The 23,268-nt window shown below is 64.8% G+C and carries 18 protein-coding genes and 1 tRNA gene; 8 read left to right on the top strand and 11 right to left on the bottom strand.

All coding sequences use genetic code 11. The annotated features are described in order from the left end of the window. Positions 1–96 precede the first annotated feature (96 nt). From ACFLEY_RS26355 to ACFLEY_RS26325, 7 genes are all read left to right on the top strand, one after another. Positions 97–732: an ATP-dependent Clp protease proteolytic subunit gene (locus ACFLEY_RS26355; protein ID WP_011087708.1), complete on the top strand. Its 636-nt coding sequence runs from the start codon at positions 97–99 to the stop codon at positions 730–732. A 448-nt stretch (positions 733–1,180) separates the two neighbouring features. Continuing rightward, positions 1,181–2,452 (top strand): ATP-dependent Clp protease ATP-binding subunit ClpX, encoded by a 1,272-nt coding sequence (clpX, locus tag ACFLEY_RS26350; RefSeq protein WP_008547851.1) that lies wholly within the window; start codon positions 1,181–1,183, stop codon positions 2,450–2,452. 324 nt (positions 2,453–2,776) lie between these two features. Beyond that, positions 2,777–5,200 (top strand): endopeptidase La, encoded by a 2,424-nt coding sequence (gene lon, locus ACFLEY_RS26345; RefSeq protein ID WP_011087707.1) that lies wholly within the window; start codon positions 2,777–2,779, stop codon positions 5,198–5,200. Positions 5,201–5,270: 70 nt separating this feature from the next. Continuing rightward, positions 5,271–5,675 carry a GFA family protein gene (locus ACFLEY_RS26340; RefSeq protein ID WP_060912437.1) on the top strand — a complete coding sequence of 135 codons (405 nt, stop codon included), beginning with the start codon at positions 5,271–5,273 and terminating at the stop codon, positions 5,673–5,675. Positions 5,676–5,723: 48 nt separating this feature from the next. Continuing rightward, positions 5,724–5,800 (top strand) — tRNA-Val (locus tag ACFLEY_RS26335). A gap of 171 nt (positions 5,801–5,971) precedes the next feature. Then, a complete protein-coding gene (locus ACFLEY_RS26330) occupies positions 5,972–7,927 on the top strand; it encodes an acyltransferase family protein (protein WP_211433451.1) in 1,956 nt (651 codons plus the stop codon). 111 nt (positions 7,928–8,038) lie between these two features. Continuing rightward, on the top strand, positions 8,039–8,899 hold the full coding sequence (locus ACFLEY_RS26325; RefSeq protein WP_060913120.1) for a class I SAM-dependent methyltransferase: 861 nt from the start codon (positions 8,039–8,041) through the stop codon (positions 8,897–8,899). 51 nt (positions 8,900–8,950) lie between these two features. On the opposite strand, the gene ACFLEY_RS26320 is transcribed toward ACFLEY_RS26325, so the two are convergent. After that, positions 8,951–9,766: a cation diffusion facilitator family transporter gene (locus ACFLEY_RS26320; RefSeq protein ID WP_396604245.1), complete on the bottom strand. Its 816-nt coding sequence runs from the start codon at positions 9,764–9,766 to the stop codon at positions 8,951–8,953. A 60-nt stretch (positions 9,767–9,826) separates the two neighbouring features. Here ACFLEY_RS26320 and ACFLEY_RS26315 point away from each other — a divergent pair, with 60 nt between their 5' ends. Beyond that, entirely contained in the window at positions 9,827–9,949 is a 123-nt protein-coding gene (locus tag ACFLEY_RS26315) for a hypothetical protein (protein ID WP_342714472.1), read from the top strand. Here ACFLEY_RS26315 and ihpC read toward each other — a convergent pair. The 10 genes from ihpC to ACFLEY_RS26265 form a co-directional block, all read right to left on the bottom strand. Next, a complete protein-coding gene (gene ihpC, locus ACFLEY_RS26310) occupies positions 9,946–13,158 on the bottom strand; it encodes a divalent metal ion exporter subunit IhpC (RefSeq protein ID WP_060912435.1) in 3,213 nt (1,070 codons plus the stop codon). The genes ACFLEY_RS26315 and ihpC overlap by 4 nt on opposite strands. Next, complete coding sequence (gene ihpB, locus ACFLEY_RS26305) at positions 13,151–14,128, bottom strand: divalent metal ion exporter adaptor subunit IhpB (RefSeq protein WP_060912434.1); 978 nt, start codon at positions 14,126–14,128, stop codon at positions 13,151–13,153. The genes ihpC and ihpB overlap by 8 nt, the downstream gene beginning before the upstream one ends. Then, positions 14,125–15,399 (bottom strand): divalent metal ion exporter subunit IhpA, encoded by a 1,275-nt coding sequence (gene ihpA, locus ACFLEY_RS26300; protein WP_028171693.1) that lies wholly within the window; start codon positions 15,397–15,399, stop codon positions 14,125–14,127. Before ihpA ends, ihpB begins: the two co-directional genes overlap by 4 nt. A 56-nt stretch (positions 15,400–15,455) precedes the next feature. After that, positions 15,456–15,821 carry a hypothetical protein gene (locus ACFLEY_RS26295; RefSeq protein WP_011087699.1) on the bottom strand — a complete coding sequence of 122 codons (366 nt, stop codon included), beginning with the start codon at positions 15,819–15,821 and terminating at the stop codon, positions 15,456–15,458. A 151-nt stretch (positions 15,822–15,972) separates the two neighbouring features. Then, entirely contained in the window at positions 15,973–19,131 is a 3,159-nt protein-coding gene (locus tag ACFLEY_RS26290; protein ID WP_060912433.1) for an efflux RND transporter permease subunit, read from the bottom strand. After that, a complete protein-coding gene (locus ACFLEY_RS26285; RefSeq protein ID WP_060912432.1) occupies positions 19,128–20,564 on the bottom strand; it encodes an efflux RND transporter periplasmic adaptor subunit in 1,437 nt (478 codons plus the stop codon). The genes ACFLEY_RS26290 and ACFLEY_RS26285 overlap by 4 nt, the downstream gene beginning before the upstream one ends. Continuing rightward, entirely contained in the window at positions 20,561–20,959 is a 399-nt protein-coding gene (locus ACFLEY_RS26280; protein WP_028171697.1) for a FixH family protein, read from the bottom strand. The genes ACFLEY_RS26285 and ACFLEY_RS26280 overlap by 4 nt, the downstream gene beginning before the upstream one ends. A gap of 121 nt (positions 20,960–21,080) precedes the next feature. After that, entirely contained in the window at positions 21,081–21,440 is a 360-nt protein-coding gene (locus ACFLEY_RS26275; RefSeq protein WP_028171698.1) for a hypothetical protein, read from the bottom strand. Positions 21,441–21,925: 485 nt separating this feature from the next. Then, positions 21,926–22,567: an NrsF family protein gene (locus ACFLEY_RS26270; RefSeq protein WP_011087694.1), complete on the bottom strand. Its 642-nt coding sequence runs from the start codon at positions 22,565–22,567 to the stop codon at positions 21,926–21,928. Then, complete coding sequence (locus ACFLEY_RS26265; RefSeq protein WP_171901289.1) at positions 22,564–23,121, bottom strand: sigma-70 family RNA polymerase sigma factor; 558 nt, start codon at positions 23,119–23,121, stop codon at positions 22,564–22,566. Before ACFLEY_RS26265 ends, ACFLEY_RS26270 begins: the two co-directional genes overlap by 4 nt. Positions 23,122–23,268 lie beyond the last annotated feature (147 nt).

The raw sequence follows: 23,268 nt of genomic DNA, 5'->3' as shown, positions 1-23,268 counted from the left end.
TTCCTGCATCACGGGCGTCCATCGGCCTTCCGGCAAATCCAGCCAGACTGGCAGCCAAGAGTGGCGATGTCCGCCTCCGAAAACCCTAGGTGACTCATGCGCGATCCGGTTGAAACCTACATGAACCTCGTGCCCATGGTGGTCGAGCAGACCAACCGTGGCGAGCGCGCCTACGACATTTTCTCGCGCCTGCTGAAAGAGCGCATCATTTTCCTGACCGGTCCGGTCGAGGACGGCATGTCGACGCTGGTCGTCGCGCAGCTGTTGTTCCTCGAAGCGGAAAATCCGAAGAAGGAAATCTCGATGTACATCAACTCGCCGGGCGGCGTGGTGACGTCGGGCCTTGCGATCTACGACACCATGCAGTTCATCCGCCCGCCGGTCTCGACGCTGTGCACGGGGCAGGCGGCCTCGATGGGCTCGCTGCTGCTCGCCGCCGGCGAGAAGGACATGCGCTTCTCGCTGCCGAACGCGCGCATCATGGTGCATCAGCCCTCCGGCGGCTTCCAGGGCCAGGCCACCGACATCATGCTGCACGCGCAGGAAATCCTGAACCTGAAGAAGCGGCTCAACGAGATCTACGTGAAGCATACCGGCCAGACCTACAAGACGATCGAGGACGCGCTGGAACGCGACAAGTTCCTGACCGCCAACGACGCCAAGGAGTTCGGCCTGGTCGACAGGGTCATCGACAAGCGCGCCGAAGAGCCGGCCGCGGCGAAGACCCAGTAGCACTACCGGTCGGTAGCGGCGTCCCTCGGGGGCGCCCGGGTACCTTCAGGGGAGCGTTCACGTTTAGGACTCGTGTGCGCGCTGCAAAACGCCGTTTTGCGCCCTGCGACAGGCAGAAAGTTCCGCTTTCGTGCTTGTTTTTCGTGGCAATCCAGCAACGCCGGGGTGATTTCGATCACTTCGCCCGTGCCAAGACCTGAAATCACGGTATTGTCACGGGTAGCCGGCGACCCCCGATTAGCGAATTCTTGATAGTCGGGTGACAGCATGGTTGGCTACGAATGATCCGCTATGATCGCGGGAGAATCGAGTGACCGTGATTCGCACGGGATGTAGTGCGTAGGGTCTTTTTTGGTACGGAATTTGCTCTATTTGAACTTCATACCGACCGGTGTGTCGGGATGGAGCGATCGAGCGGAACGGGATCGAACCGCGGACGGAGACATGAATGAGTAAGGTCGGCACGAGCGACTCCAAGAACACGCTATATTGCTCGTTCTGCGGCAAGAGCCAGCACGAAGTCCGCAAACTGATCGCGGGTCCCACGGTCTTCATCTGCGACGAGTGCGTCGAGCTTTGCATGGACATCATCCGCGAGGAGAACAAGTCCTCGCTGGTCAAGTCGCGCGACGGCATTCCGACGCCGAAGGAAATCTGCAAGGTGCTGGACGATTACGTGATCGGCCAGAGCCACGCGAAGAAGGTCCTGTCGGTCGCGGTGCACAACCACTACAAGCGCCTCAACCACCAGACCAAGCACAACGACGTCGAGCTCGCGAAGTCGAACATCCTGCTGATCGGTCCGACCGGTTCGGGCAAGACGCTGCTCGCGCAGACGCTCGCCCGCATTCTGGACGTGCCCTTCACGATGGCGGACGCAACGACGCTGACCGAAGCCGGCTATGTCGGTGAGGACGTCGAGAACATCATCCTGAAGCTGCTCCAGGCCGCCGACTACAATGTCGAGCGCGCCCAGCGCGGCATCGTCTACATCGACGAAATCGACAAGATCAGCCGCAAGTCCGACAATCCCTCGATCACGCGCGACGTGTCGGGTGAGGGCGTGCAGCAGGCGCTCTTGAAGATCATGGAAGGCACGGTGGCTTCGGTCCCGCCGCAGGGCGGCCGCAAGCATCCGCAGCAGGAGTTCCTGCAGGTGGATACCACCAACATCCTGTTCATCTGCGGCGGCGCCTTCGCCGGCCTCGAGAAGATCATCTCGGCACGCGGACGGTCGACCTCGATCGGCTTCGGCGCCCAGGTGCTCGCGCCGGAGGATCGCCGTACCGGCGAGATCTTCCGTCACGTCGAGCCTGAGGATCTCCTGAAGTATGGTCTCATCCCCGAGTTCGTCGGCCGTCTGCCTGTCGTGGCGACGCTCGAGGATCTGGACGAGACCTCGCTGAAGAAGATCCTGACCGAGCCGAAGAACGCGCTTGTGAAGCAGTACCAGCGCCTGTTCGAGATGGAGAACATCGAGCTGACCTTCGCCGACGAGGCGCTTGGCGCGGTCGCCCGCAAGGCGATCGAGCGCAAGACCGGCGCCCGTGGCCTGCGTTCGATCCTCGAGGCGATCCTGCTCGAGACCATGTTCGACCTGCCGGGTCTGGAAGGTGTGGAAGAAGTCGTGATTTCCCGCGAAGTCGTGGAAGGCACGGCCCGTCCGCTCTACATCTACGCCGATCGATCCGATCGCGCCGTCGAGAACGCCAGCGCCTGATTTGCGGCGCTGGAACGCTCCAATCGTCCTGAGAAGTGACGGCTGCGGAAGGTATCTCCGCAGCCGAGTTTGCGTCGCTTACCCGTGTGCGTAAGCGCCTGATGGCGCGCGTTTTTCAATGACTTGACACCCCCCCGGTCGATAGCCACCTAATGTCGGCGGCGAGCGTGAATTCTCTTCAAGATTCGCCTCAGTTCCGATCCGGCAAGCCCGGTCCACCCTTGGAATGGTAGACTGGTTTTGTGGATCACCTCGGCACCTTGTGGCGGTTGCGCATGAGCATGGCGGGCTGCGTGCAAGGGGGCAAAGCAAAAGGAAAAGGCCATGACTAATCCAAAACCCAGGCCAACCATCGTCCATGGCGAAACGCACGCTTATCCCGTGCTTCCCTTGCGCGACATCGTCGTCTTCCCGCACATGATCGTGCCGCTCTTCGTCGGCCGCGAGAAGTCGATCCGCGCGCTCGAAGAGGTGATGAAGAACGACGCGCTGATCATGCTCGCGACGCAGAAGAACGCGTCCGACGATGATCCGGCGCCCGATGCGATTTACGAGACCGGTACGCTTGCCAGCGTGCTCCAGCTCTTGAAGCTTCCCGACGGCACCGTGAAGGTGCTGGTCGAAGGGCTCGAGCGTGCGCGCGTGCAGAAATACACCGATCGCGCCGACTACTATGAAGCGACCGCGATTGCGCTCGCCGATACCGATGCGAAGTCGGTCGAGGCGGAAGCGCTGGCACGCTCGGTCGTGTCCGACTTCGAGAGCTATGTGAAGCTCAACAAGAAGATCTCGGCCGAGGTCGTCGGCGTCGTGCAGGCGATCACCGATTTCGCCAAGCTCGCCGACACGGTCGCCTCCCATCTCGCCGTCAAGATCGCGGATCGCCAGGGCATCCTGGAGACGCTGTCGGTCACCACGCGCCTCGAAAAGGTGCTGGGCCTGATGGAGAGCGAGATCTCGGTGCTTCAGGTCGAGAAGCGCATCCGCTCGCGCGTCAAGCGCCAGATGGAGAAGACCCAGCGCGAGTATTATCTCAACGAGCAGATGAAGGCGATCCAGAAGGAACTCGGCGACGACGACGGTCGCGACGAGCTCGCCGATCTCGAAGAGAAGATCTCCAAGACCAAGCTCTCCAAGGAAGCGCGCGAGAAGGCGCAGCACGAATTGAAGAAGCTGCGCCAGATGTCGCCGATGTCCGCGGAAGCGACCGTCGTGCGCAACTACCTGGATTGGCTGCTGTCGATCCCGTGGAACAAGAAGTCCAAGGTCAAGAAGGACCTGGAATCGGCGCAGGCTATCCTGGACTCCGATCACTACGGTCTGGAGAAGGTCAAGGAACGTATCGTCGAGTATCTCGCGGTGCAGTCGCGCGCCAACAAGCTGACGGGACCGATCCTGTGCCTCGTCGGACCTCCCGGCGTCGGCAAGACCTCGCTCGGCAAGTCGATCGCGAAGGCGACCGGACGCGAGTTCGTGCGCGTCTCGCTCGGCGGCGTGCGCGACGAGGCCGAGATCCGCGGTCACCGCCGCACCTATATCGGCTCGATGCCCGGCAAGATCATCCAGTCGATGCGGAAAGCCAAGTCGTCCAATCCGCTGTTCCTGCTGGACGAGATCGACAAGATGGGCGCCGACTTCCGCGGTGATCCGTCCTCGGCTTTGCTCGAGGTCCTCGACCCCGAGCAGAACGGGACCTTCAACGACCACTATCTCGAGGTCGACTACGATCTGTCCAACGTGATGTTCATCACGACCGCGAATACGCTCAATATTCCGGGACCGTTGATGGACCGCATGGAGATCATCCGGATCGCGGGCTACACCGAGAACGAGAAGGTCGAGATCGCGCGCAAGCACCTGATCCCGAACGCGGTGTCCAAGCACGGCCTGGACTCCAAGGAGTTCTCGATCGACGACGACGCGCTGCTGCTGCTGATCCGCCGCTACACCCGCGAAGCGGGCGTGCGTAACCTGGAGCGTGAGCTCTCCACACTCGCCCGCAAGGCGGTGAAGGAGCTGATGATCTCCAAGAAGAAGTCGGTCAAGGTCACGGAGAAGTCTCTCGAAGAGCTTCTGGGTGTGCCGAAGTACCGCTTCGGCGAGATCGAGAGCGAGCCGCAGGTCGGCATCGTCACCGGCCTTGCCTGGACCGATGTCGGCGGCGAGCTGCTGACCATCGAAGGCGTCATGATGCCGGGCAAGGGCAAGATGACGGTCACGGGCAACTTGCGCGACGTGATGAAGGAATCGATCTCGGCGGCGGCGTCCTACGTCCGCTCGCGCGCGATCGTCTACGGGATCGAGCCGCCGCTGTTCGACCGGCGCGACATCCACGTGCACGTGCCGGAAGGCGCGACGCCGAAGGATGGTCCGTCGGCGGGCGTGGCGATGGCCACCGCGATCATCTCGGTCATGACCGGAATCCCGGTCCGCCACGATGTCGCGATGACCGGCGAGATCACGCTGCGCGGCCGCGTGCTGCCGATCGGCGGTCTGAAGGAGAAGCTGCTGGCTGCTGCCCGCGGCGGCATCAAGACGGTGCTGATCCCCGAGGACAACGCCAAGGATCTCACGGAGATCTCCGATGCGATCAAGGGCGGCATGGAGATCATCCCGGTCTCCCGTCTCGACGACGTCGTCGCCAGGGCGCTGGTGAAGAAGCCGGTGCCGATCGTCTGGGAGGAGGACACCAAGGTGACGGTGAAGCCGGACGGCGACGAAGCCGCTGGCGGCCTGACCGCTCACTGAGCTCCAGCGAAAGATGATAAAACGGCGCCTTCGGGCGCCGTTTTTGCTTTGATGCAAGGGAACGAGGGCGATGCAGATCGACGGGCAATGCCATTGCGGGCAGATCACCTTTGAAGCCGAGATCGACCCAGAGGCGATCTCGGTCTGCCATTGCCAGGACTGCCAGACGCTGACGGGATCGCCGTTCCGAGTCACCGCGATCTGTTCCGCCGGCGACGTCAAGCTCACCGGCGGCACGCCAAAAATCTACGGCAAGCGCGGCGACAACGGCCGGATGCGCTTCCAGCATTTTTGCGCCGACTGTGGTTCCCCGCTGTTCACCAGCGGCGAGGGCGACCAGGCAGACGACTGGGGCATCCGCTGGGGCAGCATCCGCCAGCGCGACGCTCTGAGGCCCAGCCGACAGATCTGGTGCCAGTCGGCGGCAGTGTGGATCGACGCCGTGCCGGGGCTGCCGGGGAGGCCGCAGGATTGATGTTCCGTACTTGCTCACCGAGGGCGGGTAGGGATAAAGAGGCGGCGAGGGCGGTTAGCTCAGCTGGTTAGAGCATCTCGTTTACACCGAGAGGGTCCGCGGTTCGAATCCGTGACCGCCCACCAACGCGTTTTTCGGTACTGCCTCGTCACTTGGAACGGGCCGAGCGAGCAGCACCGAGCCGACGGCCATCGGTTCCGGCTGCATCTTGTGCTTGCGGCCGGTCTTCTCGGCCCGAACTGGGACGCGTAGAGCGGCTGCCCTGCCAAGCACCACCTGGATCCGACGCCGGCCATATGCCGACCAAGCTGCCCTACCGACCGGAGATCGACGGCCTGCGAGCGATCGCGGTCCTGCCTGTCATTCTCTATCATGCCGGGGTTCCCGGATTCTCGGGCGGCTTTGTCGGAGTCGACGTCTTCTTCGTGATCAGCGGCTATCTGATCACGTCGATCATCCTCGACGAATATGAAAATGGCGGCTTCAGCTTCGTCGGCTTCTACGAGCGGCGCGCCCGGCGCATTTTGCCGCCTTTGTTCCTGGTCTGCCTTGCGTGCATTCCGTTCGCCATCTATTCGCTGAGCCCGCGCGATCTCGAGGAGTTCGCCAGGAGCCTGCTCTCGGTCTGCGGTTTCGTTTCGAACTTCTTCTTCTGGTCGCAAAGCGGATATTTCGACGGGCCGACCGAGCTCAAGCCACTCGTCCATACTTGGAGCCTTGCGGTCGAAGAGCAGTTCTATCTGGTCTTTCCGATCGCGCTGTTCTTGTTGCTCAAGCTCGGTCGACGTCACGCCATCGCGTTGTTTGTCGCGACCGCTGTACTGAGCTTCGCTCTCGCTGTTTGGGGATCGCGTCACGCGACGGCAGCGACCTTCTACCTCCTGCCGGCAAGGTATTGGGAGCTTTTGATCGGTGCGCTGCTGCCGCTGTGCCGCATCGAGACCGAAGCGCGGCGCCTGCCGCGCCGGCTCGCCGAGCCGCTTGCGTTGCTCGGTCTTGCATTGATCGCGATTCCGATCTTCACCTATCACAACATTCCCTATCCCGGCGTTTACACGTTGCCGCCGACACTCGGCACGGCGCTGGCGATCGTGTTCCTGCGACCCGATACGCTATCGGGCCGCATCGTTGCGACGCGCGGCCTCGTTGGCATCGGCCTGATCAGCTACAGCGCCTATCTCTGGCATCAGCCCGTGTTTGCGTTTGCGCGGCTCGGAGCGATCTATGAGGCCAATATCCCGGTCTTCATCGGCCTTTCGGCGATTGCGCTGCTCCTGGCCTACCTGACCTACGTGCTGGTCGAGCGCCCGGTGCGCGACCGCAAGCGGTTCACCCGGAACGAGGTGTTCGCCTATTGCGGTGCTGCCTCCGCGGGACTGGCCGGCCTCGGACTGGTCGGCATCTTCACCGGCGGGCTCGAGAACAGCTATCTCGCCCGCAACGACATGGCGACCCAGCGGGCCTATGCGCTCATCAAGCAATATGGCTTGCGCGATATCAAGGCCCGGCTGATCGACAGCGGCTGCCAGTTCTGGTCTCCCCGTCCGGACGAGGCGTTCGAGGCGCGGTTTCGATCCTGTGCCGAGAAGTTTGGCCCGGCCACCATGGTCGTCGGCGATTCCCACGGCGAGAACGTCTACAATGCGGTGGCCAAGGCGAGCCCCGGCGAGTTCGTCGTCGGTCTGGTCGACGAAGGCTGCCGTGCGTGGAACGACAGCGATGCCTGTCCGTATTCCAGGCTCAAGGGCTTCCTCGATCGCAACGGAGCTTCCGTGCGCGGGATCGTCTTCAACGTGTCGGGAGCTCACCTTCTGACCGACCTGGAAGGCAATTCGGAAAACCATCACCTGTTCGAGTGGAAGACGGGATATCTCATCAATTACGAGAAGGTCGCCTTCTCGATCAACTATCTGCGGACGATCGCGCCGCTGGCGAAGATCGTGTGGCTCGGTCCCTTTGTCGAAGCACGGGTCAACTTCCGCGATCCGCCGTCAATCGCAAGGGACGCGTTCAGGATGAATCCCGTCTCGCTCCATCATTTCAAGGCGCTGGACGCCGAGATTGCCAAGGAAGTCGCCGAAGGGCCACAGACCTTCAAGTATCTGTCATTCTACGACGTGCTCAAGGTCGATCAGTATTTCCTGCTGACCGGCGATTGTCTGACGTTCAGCGATCCCGATCATCTGAGCGCCTGCGGCGAGGAGTTGCTTGGCGAGAAGCTCAAGGCCCAACTGCCCTGGCCGAATTCGTAGGCTCCAGGCACAAGCATCCAAGCGGTGCCCGTCCGACCTTCAATTTGAATGGGCCGCAACTTCGGTTCGTGATATGGGCTGAACGGCGCGTGAGTGCGCGATGAGGTCCCGATGCAGCAACCCAGCGGACACGAGCAGAATGTCGACCAGATCGCCTATTGGAACGGCCCCAGCGGGCAACGCTGGGCCGATCGACATGCGGTGCAGGAGAGGCTGCTCGGGCCGATCGCGGATGTCCTGATCGATCGCGCCGGGCCGAAGCCGGGCGAGCGCGTGATCGACGTCGGCTGCGGCTCCGGCGCAACGACGGTGGCATTTGCGAAGGCGGTGGCGCCTGATGGCTTCGCGCTCGGCCTCGATGTCTCCGACCCCATGTTGTCGCAGGCGCGTGCGCTGGCGCCAAAGGGCCTGCCGCTCGATTTCGTGCTGGCGGATGCGACGGTGCATCCGTTCGAGCCGGCGAGCTTTGACCTCCTGGCCTCGCGCTTCGGCGTGATGTTCTTCGCCGATCCCATTGCGTCCTTCACCAACCTTCGTCGCGCGCTGAAGCCGTCCGGGCGGCTCGCCTTCGCCTGTTGGCGTGAGCCGAAGGAGAACCCGTGGATGATGGCGCCGCTGATGGCGGTCTACAAGCACGTGCCCAAAATGCCGCCGGTCGGGCCGGAGGAGCCGGGCCCGTTCGCCTTCGCATCCGAAGAGCGCGTGATGCGCATCCTGAAAGGGGCGGGCTTCGTCGATGTGGCGATGGAGCGGCACAATCTCGCGATGGATATCGCCATCGGCGGTGGGCTCGAGGCCGCCGTCGACGGCGCGCTCCAGATCGGCCCGGCCAGCCGTGCGCTGCAAGGGCATCCGCCGGAGACGTATGAGGCTGCTAAGGCCTCGATCCGCGAAATGCTCGCGCCGTTTTTGAAGGGACAGTCGGTGGCACTTCAGGGCGCGATCTGGACCGTGACGGCGAAGGCGTCGTAGCGCTCGCTGCTCGACGCCGTTGTGCGCAGTTGAAGCTGAGCAAATGCCTCTTCACACCACATCATCCGGCGCCAGCGCACAGCCATTATCCGGATGCGTCTCGACCTGAAGCGTGGTGTGGCCGATGCGGAAGGACGCCTTCAGCATCTGCGCGGTCTCCATCAGGAACGCATCGCCGCTACCTGCGGGCATGACGAGATGGCAGGTCAGCGCCGTCTCGGTGGTCGAGATCGGCCAGACGTGCAGATCGTGGATCGCGGACACACCCGGGCGCGCCAGCAGGAGCGCCCTGATCGCGGCGAGGTCGGTGCCCTTGGGGGCGGCCGCCATCGACATGTCGATGGAGCCGCGGAGCAGGCTGGTCGTGCTCCAGAGAATGGCGGCGCAGATGACGAGGCTGGTGACGGGGTCGAGCCAGAGCCAGCCGGTCCAGATGATCAGCGCCGCCGAGACGACGACGCCGAGCGAGACGGCGGCGTCGGCGGCCATGTGCAGATAGGCGCCCTCGATGTTGATGTCGTCCTTGCGACCGCTCGCGAACAGCATGGCGGTGAAACCGTTGACGAGGAGGCCGATGCCGGCGACCACCATCACGGTCACCCCCGCGACTGGCTCCGGCTCGCGCAGGCGCAAAGTCGCCTCCCAGCCGATCGCGCCTGTCGCGACCAGCAGGAACACGGCATTGGCCAGTGCCGCCAGGATGGTCGAGGCACGCAGGCCGTAGGTGAAGCGCCCGCTCGGCGCGCGCCGCGCCGCGATCGCGGCGCCCCACGCCACGACCAGGCCGAGCACGTCGGAAAGATTGTGGCCGGCGTCCGCGAGCAGGGCGGTGGAGTTACCGATATAGCCATAGACCGCCTCGGCCACGACCAGCGCAGTGTTGAGCGAAATGCCGATCGCGAAGGCCTTGCCGAAACTGGCGGGCGCATGGACATGCGCGTGGCCAAGACCACGACCATGGCCATGATCATGACCGTGGTCGTGATCATGCCCGTGACCTGCATCGTCATGATGGTGATCGCCGTGGTGGTCGTGGCTGCCCAAACCTAGCGCTCCCCGGACGCTGCCAAATCAGCCGCCATTCTAGGCGTTTCGCGTGCCACGTCACGCCGGAACAGCATGTAGAGCGCCGGCAGCACCAGGAGCGTCAGCACGGTCGAGGAGATGATGCCGCCGATCACCACGGTTGCGAGCGGCCGCTGCACCTCGGCGCCGGCGCCCGTGGCGAGCGCCATCGGCACGAAGCCGAGCGAGGCGACCAGCGCGGTCATCAGCACCGGGCGCAGCCGGGTCAGCGCGCCCTCGCGCACCGCCTCCGCAACGGATCGTCCCTCGCTGCGCAGCCGCTCGATGAAGGCGATGATGACGAGGCCGTTGAGTACGGCGACGCCCGACAGCGCGATGAAGCCGACGCCGGCGCTGATGGACAGCGGGATGCCGCGCAGCAAGAGCGCCGCGACGCCGCCCGTCAAAGCCAGCGGCACGCCGGAGAACACCAGCGCCGCATCAGCCGCCGATCCCATGCCCATGAACAGCAGCAGGAACACCAGCAGCAGCGCCACCGGCACCACGATGGTCAGCCGCTTGGTGGCCGAGACCAGCTGCTCGAACTGGCCTCCCCAGCCGATCCAGTAGCCCGGCGGCAGCTTGACCTTCTCCGCGACGGCGGCTTGCGTCTCGGCGACGAAGGAGCGCAAATCGCGCCCGCGAACGTTGGCCATCACCACGACGCGGCGCTTGCCGTTCTCGCGGCTGATCTGGTTGGGACCCGGCGCGATCTCGATTGCCGCAACGGAAGAGAGGGGCACGTAGCGCGGCGTCGTTCCCGATGTCCCCGGCCAGGCGGTCTTCGTGACGGCCGCCACGTCTTCGCCCGGCGGCAGTGGGATCGGCAGCGACTTGATCGTGTCAGGGTCGGCACGCAGGCTTTCCGGCAGCCGGACCACGATGTCGAAGCGGCGATCGCCTTCGAACAGCTTGCCGACCGGCTTGCCGCCGATCGCGATCTCGACGAGGTTCTGCACCTCGCTGAGGCTGAGGCCATAGCGCGACAGCGCCTGGCGATCGAGCTTGACGGTGAGGATCGGCAGGCCCGCGACCTGCTCGGTCTTGACGTCGGCCGCGCCCTCGATGCCGCGGACCACGCCGTTGACCTGCTGGGCGATGCCGGCGAGGACGTCGAGATCGTCGCCGAAGATCTTGACGCCGACGTCGCTGCGGATGCCGGCGATGAGCTCGTTGAAACGCATCTGGATCGGCTGGGTCATGCCATAGGCGGTGCCGGGCAGGGTGTTGGCGGCGCGTTCGATCTCCTCGATCACCTCGTTCTTCGGCTTGGCGGGATCGGGCCATTCCTCGCGCGGCTTGAGCGTGACATAGGTGTCGGCGGCGTTCGGCGGCATCGGGTCGTTGGCGATCTCGGCGGTACCGACCTTGGAGAAGATGGTCGCGACCTCCGGCACTTGCTTGACCGCCTTCTCCAGCCGAATCTGCATGTCGACGCTCTGGGTCAGGCTGGTGCCGGGAATCCGGATGGTCTCGATGGTGATGTCGCCCTCGTCGAGGCTCGGGATGAATTCGCCGCCCATGCGTGTCGCGGCGAAGACGCTGCCGGCGACGATCAGGACGGCGCCAAACGCGACGCTGCCGCGGTAGCGGATGGCGCGGTCGAGCAGCGGCACATAGAACCGCTTGGCGGCCCGCATGAAGAGGTTTTCCGTCTCCGAGACCTTGCCGGTCACGAAGATCGCCACCGCGGCCGGGACGAAGGTGATCGACAACAGCGCCGCGCCCGCGAGCGCCATCAGCACCGTGAGGGCCATCGGCGTGAACATCTTGCCTTCGGTCCCCGTCAGGGTCAGGACCGGCAGATAGACCACGGCGATGATGAGCGTGCCGAACAGGCTCGGCTTGATGACCTCGCTGCTGCCGGCGCGGATCGTCTCCATCCGTTCCTCGAGCGACAGCAGCCGGCCGCGCCGGTGCTGCTCGGCAGCGAGCAGCCGCAGGCAGTTTTCGACGATGATGACCGCGCCGTCGACGATAATGCCGAAGTCGATTGCGCCGAGGCTCATCAGATTGGCGCTGACCTTGCTCTCGACCATGCCTGATATCGTGAACAGCATCGACAGCGGGATGACGCAGGCCGTGATCAGCGCGGCGCGGATGTTGCCGAGGATCAGGAACAGCACCGCGATCACCAGCGCCGCGCCTTCGACGAGGTTCTTCTCGACGGTCTGGATGGTCGCTTCCACCAGATGCGTGCGGTCGTAGACGGCGCGCGCGATCACGCCGTCGGGAAGCGATTTCGCGATCTCCGTGAGCCTCGCTTTCACGCGCTGGGCCACGGTGCGGCTGTTCTCGCCGATCAGCAGCATGGCGGTGCCGAGGACGGTTTCGTTGCCGTTGGTGGTCGCGGCGCCCGAGCGCAGGTCCTGGCCTTCCTGGACGTCGGCGACGTCGCGGATGCGCACCGGCACGCCGCCGCGCGAGCCGATCACGATGTCCCTGATGTCCTCGATATTGGCGACTTGGCCGGGTGCGCGGACGAGATATTGCTCGCCGTTGCGCTCGATATAGCCGGCGCCGACATTGGCGTTGTTGGCGGCCAGCGCCGTCATGATGTCGCGGAAGCCGAGCTTGTAGGCCATCAGCCGGCCGGGGATCGGCAGCACGTGGAATTGCCGCTCATAGCCGCCGATCGAGTTGACCTCGATCACGCCGGGGATGGTGCGCAGTTGCGGCTTGATGATCCAGTCCTGGATGGTGCGCAGTTCCGTCGGCGTGAACTCGGCGCCGGTCGGTGACTTCGCGCCGGCCTTGGCCTCGACTGAGTAGACATAGATCTCGCCGAGCCCGGTCGAGATCGGCCCCATCGCGACCTCGGTGCCTGCAGGCAGCAGGTCCTTTGCCTGCTGGATGCGCTCGTTGACGAGCTGGCGCGCGAAGTAGATGTCGGTGCCGTCCTGGAACACGACGGTGACCTGGCTCAGGCCGTAGCGCGAGATCGAGCGGGTGTAGTCGAGCCTGGGCAGGCCGCCCATCGCGGTCTCGATCGGGAAGGTGATGCGCTGCTCCGCTTCGAGCGGCGACAGGCCCGGCGCGCGCGTGTTGATCTGGACCTGGACGTTGGTGACGTCGGGCACCGCGTCGATCGGCAGGCGGGTGAAATTCCAGGCGCCGAAGCCGCCGGCGACGAGCGCGAACAGAACCACGAGCCATCGTTGACGAATGGAGAAGGCGAGGAGGGCGTCAATCATGGTCGGCGTCTCCCTTGCCCATCTCCGCCTTGACCACAAAACTGTTCTCGGCGACGTAGCGCTCGCCGGCCAAAAGGCCTGCGCGGATCTCCACGAATTTCGGATCGGGGTCGCCGAGCTCGACCGGACGTGCCTCGATCTTGTCGCCGTCCTCGCGGACGAACACGATGGTTTTGTTCTCCAGCGTCTGGATCGCACTTCGCCGCACGGCAACTGCGACATTGCGTGCGGCGAGGATCAGCCGCGCCGTGACGAACAGGCCGGGGCGGAGCCGGCCGTCGGGATTTGGCAGCACCACGCGCGCCAGCGCGGTCTGGGTCTCGCTCGAGCCGATCGGCGCCATGTAGGAGATCGCGCCCTTGATCTCGCCGCGGCCATCGTCGGGGTCGATCAGCACCTCGTCGTTGAGGCGGACGCGCCGGAGGTCCTGCCGGTAGATCGACAGGTCGACCCAGATGCTGGAGAGGTCGGCGACGACGAAGGCCGGTTTCTGCTCGGAGGCGTATTCGCCGAGCGAGATCTGCCGCTCGATGATGGTGCCGGCGATCGGCGCCTTCAGCTCATAGACCGTGAGGCTCTGATTGCTCTCGATCGCGGCGAGCAGGTCGTCCCTGGCGACCTTGTCGCCGATGCGCTTCTGGATCGACTTGGCGACGCCCGGAAAGCGCGGTGTCACCTGCACCACGGCTTCCTGATTGGCGCGCAGGATACCGTTGAAGGCCAGCGTGTCGGTCAGCGTGGCGCCCGCGGCTTCCGCCAGCGTCACGCCGGCGGCCGCGAGTTTGACGTCGGAGATGCGGATGCGGTCGGCGCCATGCTCGTCCTGCTCGACGTGGTCGTTTGGTTTCTCCGGCTTCTTGTCCGCGGCATGTTCGGTCGGTGCGACCTTGGGCGCTGCAAGCATGGAGTAGCCATAGGCACCGAGCGCTGCGGTCACGATCGCGACGAGGATTGTGGAGGATGTCTTCATCGAGCGCCCTCCCGGGCCAGCGCAAAGGGATTGCCGACGAGGCCTTCGATGGTCGCCACACCGGCATGGAAATTCTGCAGCGCTTCCTGCTCGCGCAGCCGCGCCTGGGTCACGCTCGCTTGCGCGTCGAGCACTTCGAGCAGGGAGAAGCGGCCCTGGCCGTAGCCTTGCGAGATCGCTTCCGCAGCCTCAGTGGCCTTGGGGATGGCGATCTCGCGCAGCACCGCGAGCTCGCGCAGCGAGCCCTGGAGCGAGTCATAGGCGCGGCCCGCAATCACGATCAGCGTGTTGCGGTTGGCCTCGCGCTCGGCCCCGGTCTTGGCGAGGCTTTCCTGCGCTGAGAGGATGTTGCCCTGGTTCTGGTCGAACACGGGTATCGGCACCGAGACGGTGAGGCGCGCCGCATCGTCATTGGTTTCGTTGAAATGGCGCCAGCCGGCCGCGATCCGCACGTCCGGATAGGGCTTGAGCCGCGCCATCAATAGTTCGGCATTGCGCTGGGCAAAGACCGCCGTCCAGCGCACCAATTGCGGATTGGCATCGATGGCGGCGACCACCGACTGGAACGTCGGCGGGCGCCCCGTGGTGTCGAGCCGGCCGGAGACCTCGCCGAATTTCGCAGAGGGATCGCCCATCAGCACCGCGAGCTCGCGCCGGGCGCTTGCCAGCGTCGCCTTGAATCGCTCGCGGTCGGCCTTCACCAGGGCGGAGGCGACCTCGGCGCGGCCGGTCTCGGCCGGAGAGGAGGCGCCGGCTTCCACGCGGCGGCGGAGCAGCGGCGTCAGCCGGTCGATCGCGGCGATCTGCTCGTCGAGGATCTGGATCCGCCGCTGCGCGCCGAGCACGCTGAGGAAGGCGATCGCGGTTTCCGACAGCACCTCCAACCTGACGGCCTTGCGCTGGATCGCGGCGACCTCGATGCCGGCCTGTCCGGCCGCGATCCTGGCGTCGCGCTTGCCGAACAGCTCGAAGGCCTGGCTGATCTGGAGGGTGGTCTCGGCCGATTTCGTGCCGCGATAGATGCCCGACCCGAACGAATTGTCCTGTTCATAGGACAGTTCCGGATTGAGCAGCGCGCCGGCCTGGATGCGCTGACCGGTGGCGATGCCGACGTCGCGCTCCGCCGCCGTCAGGCGCGGGCTCGCGGCCAGCGCGCGCGAGAGCGCCGCGCGCATGGTCAGCGTCTGGGCGTGTGACGTCAGCACCAGGGGTGGGCTGATGAGAATAGCCAGCGCGCACGCGATGCGCGCAGCCAGTCGCCTGCAAAACATGAACAGAACCTGTGAAGGAGAACCGATGGGCGCGATGGGGCGCCCGGCTGATCCGTTCAGGTCAGGTGCTTGGGGGGCGGGGATGCCGTATCGGGCGCGATGCCGGCGAGCGCCGGCTGCCGCTGCGGGACCGGCGCGGCCATTACATCGGCCGCGGCTTCCGGCTGCACCGGTTGCACGACAGCGATGGAGAAGCAGCCGTGGCAGTGATGGCCGGCAAGCGCCTTATGATCGCCATGGCCGGCCGCGCCGTGGTCGAGCATCGCCGCGATCTCGGAGCCGCCGGACGGGCTGGTCACATCGATGTCGTGGGCCCCGTGGAGCGCGCCCGAGAGCAGATACATGACCGCGACGAACACAGCCACGAGCCCGCGCCAATGGCGCGTGGTGCTCCGTCTGAAGGGTCGGCGATTCAGGACCACGAATTCACTCTCGCTGTCGGTTCGGCTGGCCTAGCATGGCAGCGGGAACAGTGTCGACCCGCAATAGTGTTACGTGTGGGGAACTCAACGTCGCAGCCGCACCTCATGATGCGAGTGCGACCGGGGCGCAACATTCCGGGGGATTACGAGCTCATTCGGCGGCCTCCGGAATTTGCTCCGACGCGACAGCCCCATCGCCCGTACGCAGCCCGAAGCCCTTCACCAGGCCGAAGATTGCGGGGATCACGATCAGCGTCAGCAGCGTCGACGAGATCATGCCGCCGATCATGGGCACGGCGATCCGCTGCATGATCTCCGATCCCGTTCCGCTGCTCCACATGATCGGCAGCAGGCCGGCCATGATCGCAACCACGGTCATCATCTTCGGGCGGACGCGCTCGACCGCGCCTTCCATGATTGCCTTGTCGAGATCGTCGCGGGTCAGGACACGGCCGGCGCGCGCGCAGCGCGCTTCGGTCTCGGCAAGGGCGTGGTTGAGATAGATCAGCATCACCACGCCGGTCTCGGCCGCCACGCCCGCGAGTGCGATGAAGCCGACCGCGACCGCGACCGAGAGGTTGAAGCCGAGCCACCACATCAGCCACAGGCCGCCGACGAGGGCGAAGGGCAGGGAGAGCATCACGATCATGGTCTCGGTGATCGAGCGGAAGTTGAGGTAGAGCAGCAGGAAGATGATCAGCAGCGTCACCGGCACCACGATCTTCAGCCGCGCGGTGGCGCGTTCCAGATATTCGTATTGCCCGCTCCAGACCACGTAATAGCCTGATGGGAACTGGACGCTCGCCTGCACCGCGGCCCTCGCATCGGCGACATAGCCGCCGAGGTCACGGTCGCGGATGTCGACATAGATGTAGGTGGCGAGCTGGCCGTTCTCGGTCCGGATCGAGGTCGGCCCGCGCGCCGGCGTGACGCTTGCGACCTCGCCGAGCGGGACGGCGCCGCCGCCCGGCATCGGCACCAGGATGTCGCTGGCGATTGCCTTCGGATTGTCGCGCAGGTCGCGCGGATAGCGCATGTTGACGGTGAAGCGCTGCCGGCCCTCGACGGTCGTCGTCACCGTCTGGCCGCCGAGCGCGGTCGCGATCGTGTCCTGCACGTCCTGCACCATGATGCCGTAACGCGACAGCGCCTCGCGGTCCGGCGTGATCTCGAGATAATAGCCGCCGAGGCTCCGCTCGGCATAGGCCGAGGAGGTGCCGGGCACCGCCTTGAGCACCTGCTCGATCTGCCGGGCCACCTTGTCGATCCCGGCGAGATCGGTGCCCATGACCTTGATGCCAACGGGGGTACGGATGCCGGTCGAGAGCATGTCGATGCGCGCCTTGATCGGCATGGTCCAGGCGTTGGAGACGCCCGGAAACTGCAGCGCCTTGTCCATCTCGGCGATCAGGCTGTCGATCGTCACGCCGGCGCGCCACTGCTCCTTCGGCTTGAGGTCGACGATGGTCTCGAACATCTCCGATGGCGCCGGATCGGTCGCGGTTGCCGCACGACCGGCCTTGCCGTAGACCGAGGCGACTTCCGGAAACGAGCGGATGATGCGGTCCTGGGTCTGCATCAGCTCGGCCGCCTTGGTCACGGAAATGCCGGGAAGCGTCGTCGGCATGTAGAGCAGGGTGCCTTCGTTGAGGTTCGGCATGAACTCGGAGCCGAGCCGGCCTGCCGGCCAGATCGAGGCGGCGAGCACGCCAAGCGCGAGCAGGATCACTGGGATCCGCGCCCGCAGCACGCCTGAGATCACCGGCCGGTAGATCCAGATCAGGAAGCGGTTGATCGGGTTCTTGTGCTCCGGGATGATCCTGCCGCGGACGAAGATCACCATCAGCGCCGGCACCAGCGTGACCGACAGCAGCGCCGCCGCCGCCATCGCGAAGGTCTTGGTGAAGGCGAGCGGGCTGAACAGCCGGCCCTCCTGCGATTCCAGGGTGAAGATCGGCATGAACGAGACGGTGATGATCAGCAGGCTGAAGAACAGCGCCGGGCCGACCTCGGCGGCGGCCTCGATCAGGATCGCCACCCGCGAATGGCCGGGCGCGGCGCGCTCGAGATGCTTGTGCGCGTTCTCGATCATGACGATCGCCGCGTCGATCATGGCGCCGATCGCGATCGCGATGCCGCCGAGGCTCATGATGTTGGAGCCGATCCCGAGCAGCTTCATCGCCCCGAACGTCATCAGCACCCCGACGGGGAGCATCAGGATGGCAACCAGCGCGCTGCGGACATGCAGCAGGAACACGATGCAGACCAGCGCCACCACGATGCTCTCCTCGAGCAGCGTATGCCGGAGCGTCTCGATCGCGGCCTTGATCAGGTTGGAGCGGTCGTAGACCGGAACGATCTCGACCGATTTCGGCAGGCTGGTTGCGATCTCCCTGAATCGCTTCTTGACGCCCTCGATTACGTCGAGTGCGTTCATGCCGAAGCGCTGCAGCACGATGCCGCTCGCCACCTCGCCCTCGCCGTTGAGCTCGGCGATGCCGCGCCGCTCGTCCGGTCCGAGCTCGACGCGGGCGACGTCGCGCAGCTTGACCGGCGTTCCGTTGTCGGTCTTCAGCACGATGTTGCCGATGTCGTCGACGCTTTTCAGATAGCCCTTGCCGCGAATGACATATTCGAACTCGGAAAGCTCGACGGTGCGGCCGCCGACGTCGGCATTGCTGGCGCGGATGGCATCGCGCATCTTCTGCATGGTGATGCCGAGGTCGCGCATGCGCTGCGGATCGAGGATGACGTTGTATTGCCGCACGAAGCCGCCGATGCTCGCGATCTCCGCCACGCCTTCCGCCTTGGCGAGCGCAAACTTCAGATTCCAGTCCTGGATCGTCCGCGTCTCAGCAAGGTTCAATTCCTTGGACATCACCGCATATTGGTAGACCCAGCCGACGCCGGTGGCGTCGGGCCCGATCGTGGGCGTGACGCCGGCGGGCAGCCGCGACGCGGCGCCGTTGAGGAATTCGAGCACGCGCGAACGGGCCCAGTAGATGTCGGTACCGTCCTCGAAGATGACGTAGACGAAGGAGACGCCGAAGAAGGAGAAGCCGCGCACCACCTTCGACCTCGGCACCGTCAGCATCGCAGTGGTGAGGGGATAGGTGACCTGATCCTCGATCACTTGGGGCGCCTGGCCCTGATATTCGGTGTAGACGATGACCTGGGTGTCGGAGAGGTCTGGAATGGCGTCCAGCGGCAGATGGAGCAAGGCATAGAGGCCGGCCGCGGCGGCAAACCCGGTGCCGAACAGGACCAGCAGCAGGTTGCGTGCCGACCAGGCGATGATGCGCGCGATCATGGCTTGCCTCCCATCGCGTGGCCGCCGTGCGCATCAGTGCCTTGCGCGTTAGTACCTTGGACGTTGCCGCCTTCGGCGAGTCCTTTGAGGGCCGCCTTGAGGTTGCTCTCGGCATCGATCAGGAAGTTGGCGGAGGTGACGATGACGTCGCCCTCGGCAAGCCCGTCGCGGATCTCGACATACCCATCGCCCCGCCGCCCGAGCTTGACCTCGCGCGGCTCGAAGCGGCCCTGTCCCTTGTCGACCAGGACGGCCTGCCGGCTGCCGGTGTCGAGCACCGCGCTTTCGGCCACGCTGAGCACCGGCGCCGGATTGCCGGTATCGATCGCGGCATCGACATACATGTCGGGAAGCAGCGCGAGATCGTCGTTGGCGAGTTCGATCCGTATCCGCGCCGTGCGCGTCTCCTTGTTCAGCTGCGGATAGATGACGCTGATCCGGCCGCCAAAATCCCGACCGGGATAGCTGCGCGCCCGCACCGTCACGGGCTGGCCGACGGCAATGCCGCCGAGGTCGCGCTCGGCGACGTCGACATTGGCCCACACCAGCGAGATATCGGCGATGCGAAACAGGATGTCGCCGGGCTGGGCGCGCATGCCGTCGATGGCGTTGCGCTGGAGCACGATGCCGTCACGCGGCGACGACCATTGGATGGTGATCGGCACCGCATGGCTCTTCTCCATCTCGGCGATGACGGGGTCGGGGACATCGAGATTGACCAGCCGCTGCCGCGAGCCCCGGCCGTAGGGTTCGATGCCCGCGGTCGTCTTCGAGGTGATGGTCGCGAGGTATTCGGCCGCTGCGGACGATACGGCCGGACTGTAGATCTCCATCAGCGACTGCCCCTTGGTCACGCGGCTTCCGGTGGTGACGTCGGCAACCTTCTGCACAAAACTCTCGGCGCGCATGGCGATGACCGAGATCCGGCGTTCGTCGAGCTGGATAGTGCCGGGCGCGCGCACCAGCGTCCGCAGCCGCCGTAGTTCGGCAGGCTCCGATTTGACGCCGCTGCGCTGGATTTTGCCGGGCGACAGCCTGACCGAACCGTCGTCGCTGTCGTCGCCGTCATAGACGGCGATGTAATCCATCCCCATCGAATCCTTCTTCGGCACTGGTGAGGTGTCGGGCAGGCCCATCGGGTTGCGGTAATATTTGATCTTGCGATCGGCCTTGTGCTCGCCTTTAGGCTCGTCGGCATCGGACGGCGCCGGTACGGCGACGTAGTCGCGGCCGTCCTCGGTCTTCTTCGGCGTCGGCGAATAGAGCGGCTTGCCGTCCGGATCCTGATAATAGAGCGGGGCGGCCGTATCCGCCGCATTCGCTGCGGACAAAATCGGATCGCCATTCGCCGGCAAAAAGCTGCCGGCAAACAGCGCGGCGCCTACCGCTGCGACAAGCGCAGCGGTAGTGCCGATGAGGCGGCTCTTGCTCATTGCTCGGCCGTGACGACGAGCTTGTTTTCGACCGTGCCGCTTTCGCCCTGCACCTTGGCGCCAAGCGAGAGCTGCCAGCGCCCGGCCATGCCGAAGGTGGCCTTGAAACGGTAGGTGCCGGGCTCGGTGCCCGGCATCGGCGTGACCTTGGTGGCCATCTCCTGCATGCCGTCGGGCGCCATGTCGAGCCGGCTGGCGAAGACCACGGCATCCGGCACGGTCTTGCCGGAGGTCTTGTTGACCAGCCGTACCGTCACGATGCGATCGGCGCCGGCCTTGACGGTCGGCTGCATGAGCTGGAATTCATAGTTCTTGATTTCGGCGCGTGCGGAGGTCGCAAACGCGGTTGCGATCAGCGCGGCCATGGCGGCGCGCGCGACGTGGGACGTTGTCATGATTTCAATTTCCTCGATGGGTCTGATGGAGTCGCACGCAACGACGTGACGCGTCGCAAGACGGTATGCAGCCATGCGCGCCGATTGCGGCACGCATGTTCACCAGGCGGCGGAGCGCCTGTCAGACGATCGATCGAGGGGGATGATCCGGAGGTGGGCGGGTGAGGCCGTCGCCGATGGCATCATCGAGCGGCCGAAGCAGCGCGAGAGGACGCGCATAGCGGATGGCGGTCGCGACGACAGGTCCTGCCTGCAACGCCTTCAGCATGCAGATCGCGAGGAGCGGGCAGTCCTGGCATTGCTTGCTATTCTGCTCGTCGGGGCAGCACGGCATGTCCGCCGACATGTCCTGTGCGCCGGTCATCTGCATGTCGCTCGCCATCAGGGGCTCCGCCGCTGCTGGTGTCACCAGCGGCGCAACCATCAGCCCCGCGGTCACGAGGACCGCGAGCACGAGCCTGAGGATGCGACAAGCCATCATTGCGCGACACTCTCACACGGTGGCAACACTGGAAAGTCCCCCGGTTCACAAGTGTGAGAGCAGGGAGCGCTGGTGGTTAACCGTTTCGAGCGATCGCGGAGTACCATGTTATTGCGCAATCCTAATGGGATTTGGGGCCTCCCTGATAACGCCATCCGGATGCGCCGCCCGCCGGTGCGGTGGCGGGCAGCGTAAGAGCTTGTCGATCATAGGCCAACGCGGAATACGGGCCTTGAGGTAGGACAAACGTTGTGGATTGCGAGGTTTGCCTGGCCTCATTCGGCCAATAGCTCCTGTCGGAAATGGTCGAGCCCGCATGGGCGCTGGCCGAGACGGCCAAGAGAAGCGTGAGTGCGAGAAGGCTCTTCGTCAACATAGTTCCGGCTCCATGATTTTCGCGGAAGCGCCTCTGTTGCGCTTCTTCTGAGGAGTTCGGAGCCATCCGCGAGTCGGTTACAGGCTCACGCCGACGTGAGTGCAGCCTCTCACCAGCGCAACAGCCGGGGTCCCAACAATGCGCCTGCGAGGGTGCACAGCACGATCGTACCGCCATACCAGAGCGCGACGAAGGGCAGCGAGTCGTCGGTGCAGTGAAGCGCATAGGCCATCGCGCTCATGCCACCTGCGACGAGCCCGCTGAAGGCGCCGGTACGGACCAGATTGGTCGGAGCCGCCTGTCGCACAGCCCAGATGACGACGGCAAACGGGACAATCGCGATGATCGGAATCGAGATGAGGCATTCGAGCCATTGATCGCCCATCACCATCCTGTCCCAGTGCGAGCTCGGCGCCTGCCCAAGGCTGATGCCGGCAAGCAGGAGGATCGCCACAAAGGGCAGTGCGGCGAGGCCCGGGGATACCCTTCGTTCCCCGCCAGGCCGCGCCAGCCGTGCCAGATAGACCGCCGCCGCGCCTGTGGTGCCGAACGCGAATGCGATCTTCAGGAACAGAAAAATCAGGGTGCGTGGCGTGGTCAGGTCGGTGCGGACACCGAGTGCCAAGAACGTGACTCCGATTGCAACGGCCATTCCAACCACAAGCGCAGTGCCGACGCTGCGGTTGACCTGTCGCCGGTTGACCGGTTCGACACCCGCGCTGAGCGCGCTGATCAGCTCGTCCGTCTTCATGTTTGCGTCCTCTGTGCGATCAACGCCGCCAGGGTCTTCAGCCCGCGGTGAATATTGACCTTCACGCCCGATTCCGAGATGTGGCAGCGCTGTGCCGCTTCAGCGACGCTCAGCCCGTCGAGTTTCACGGCCTCGATCGCGCATTGCATCTTTTCCGGCAGGTGTTTGAGCAACCGCCTGAGATCGAAGCTGCTCTCGGTGCTGAGGTAATCGTCATTGGCAATGACGTCGCCCGCCTCGTCGATCGGCACGTCGGTAACCGAGGCCCGGTTTCGGCGGAGAAAATCGATCAGCTTGTAGCGCGCGATCGCGTGCACCCAGGGCGTTAACAGCTCCTGCGGATCGTAGGTGTGTCGCTGGAGGTGGATCGCCAGCACGGCCTCCTGAACCAGATCCTCGGCTTCCGTGGCACTCCGGCCCATCCTGGCGAGCTTGCCCTTGTAATAGGCGCGCAAATGGCGGCTCAGCCGCTCAAGCAGCATGCGATGCGCCGCAGCATCGCCATCCTGGCTGGCAAGCATGAGTGCCTTGAGCTCGGTTTCCGTGGTCGTCATACCCACATGGCTATAGTTCGGTCGTATTGCCGACTTGGTTACAGTCAGTTCGCAAGATTCTCATTTTCCTCCTCCAAGGCAAACGGTGCGAGGGGTCGATCGAGTGGTCCGCAACGCGGATTGGGATGACTTCGTACGTAGGGACTA

The sequence above is a fragment of the Bradyrhizobium sp. YCK136 genome (genome assembly GCF_044570075.1).
GTDB lineage: Bacteria > Pseudomonadota > Alphaproteobacteria > Rhizobiales > Xanthobacteraceae > Bradyrhizobium > Bradyrhizobium diazoefficiens.
Note: the sequence above shows the minus strand (reverse complement) of the source record. Positions and strands in the feature narration are given on the sequence as shown.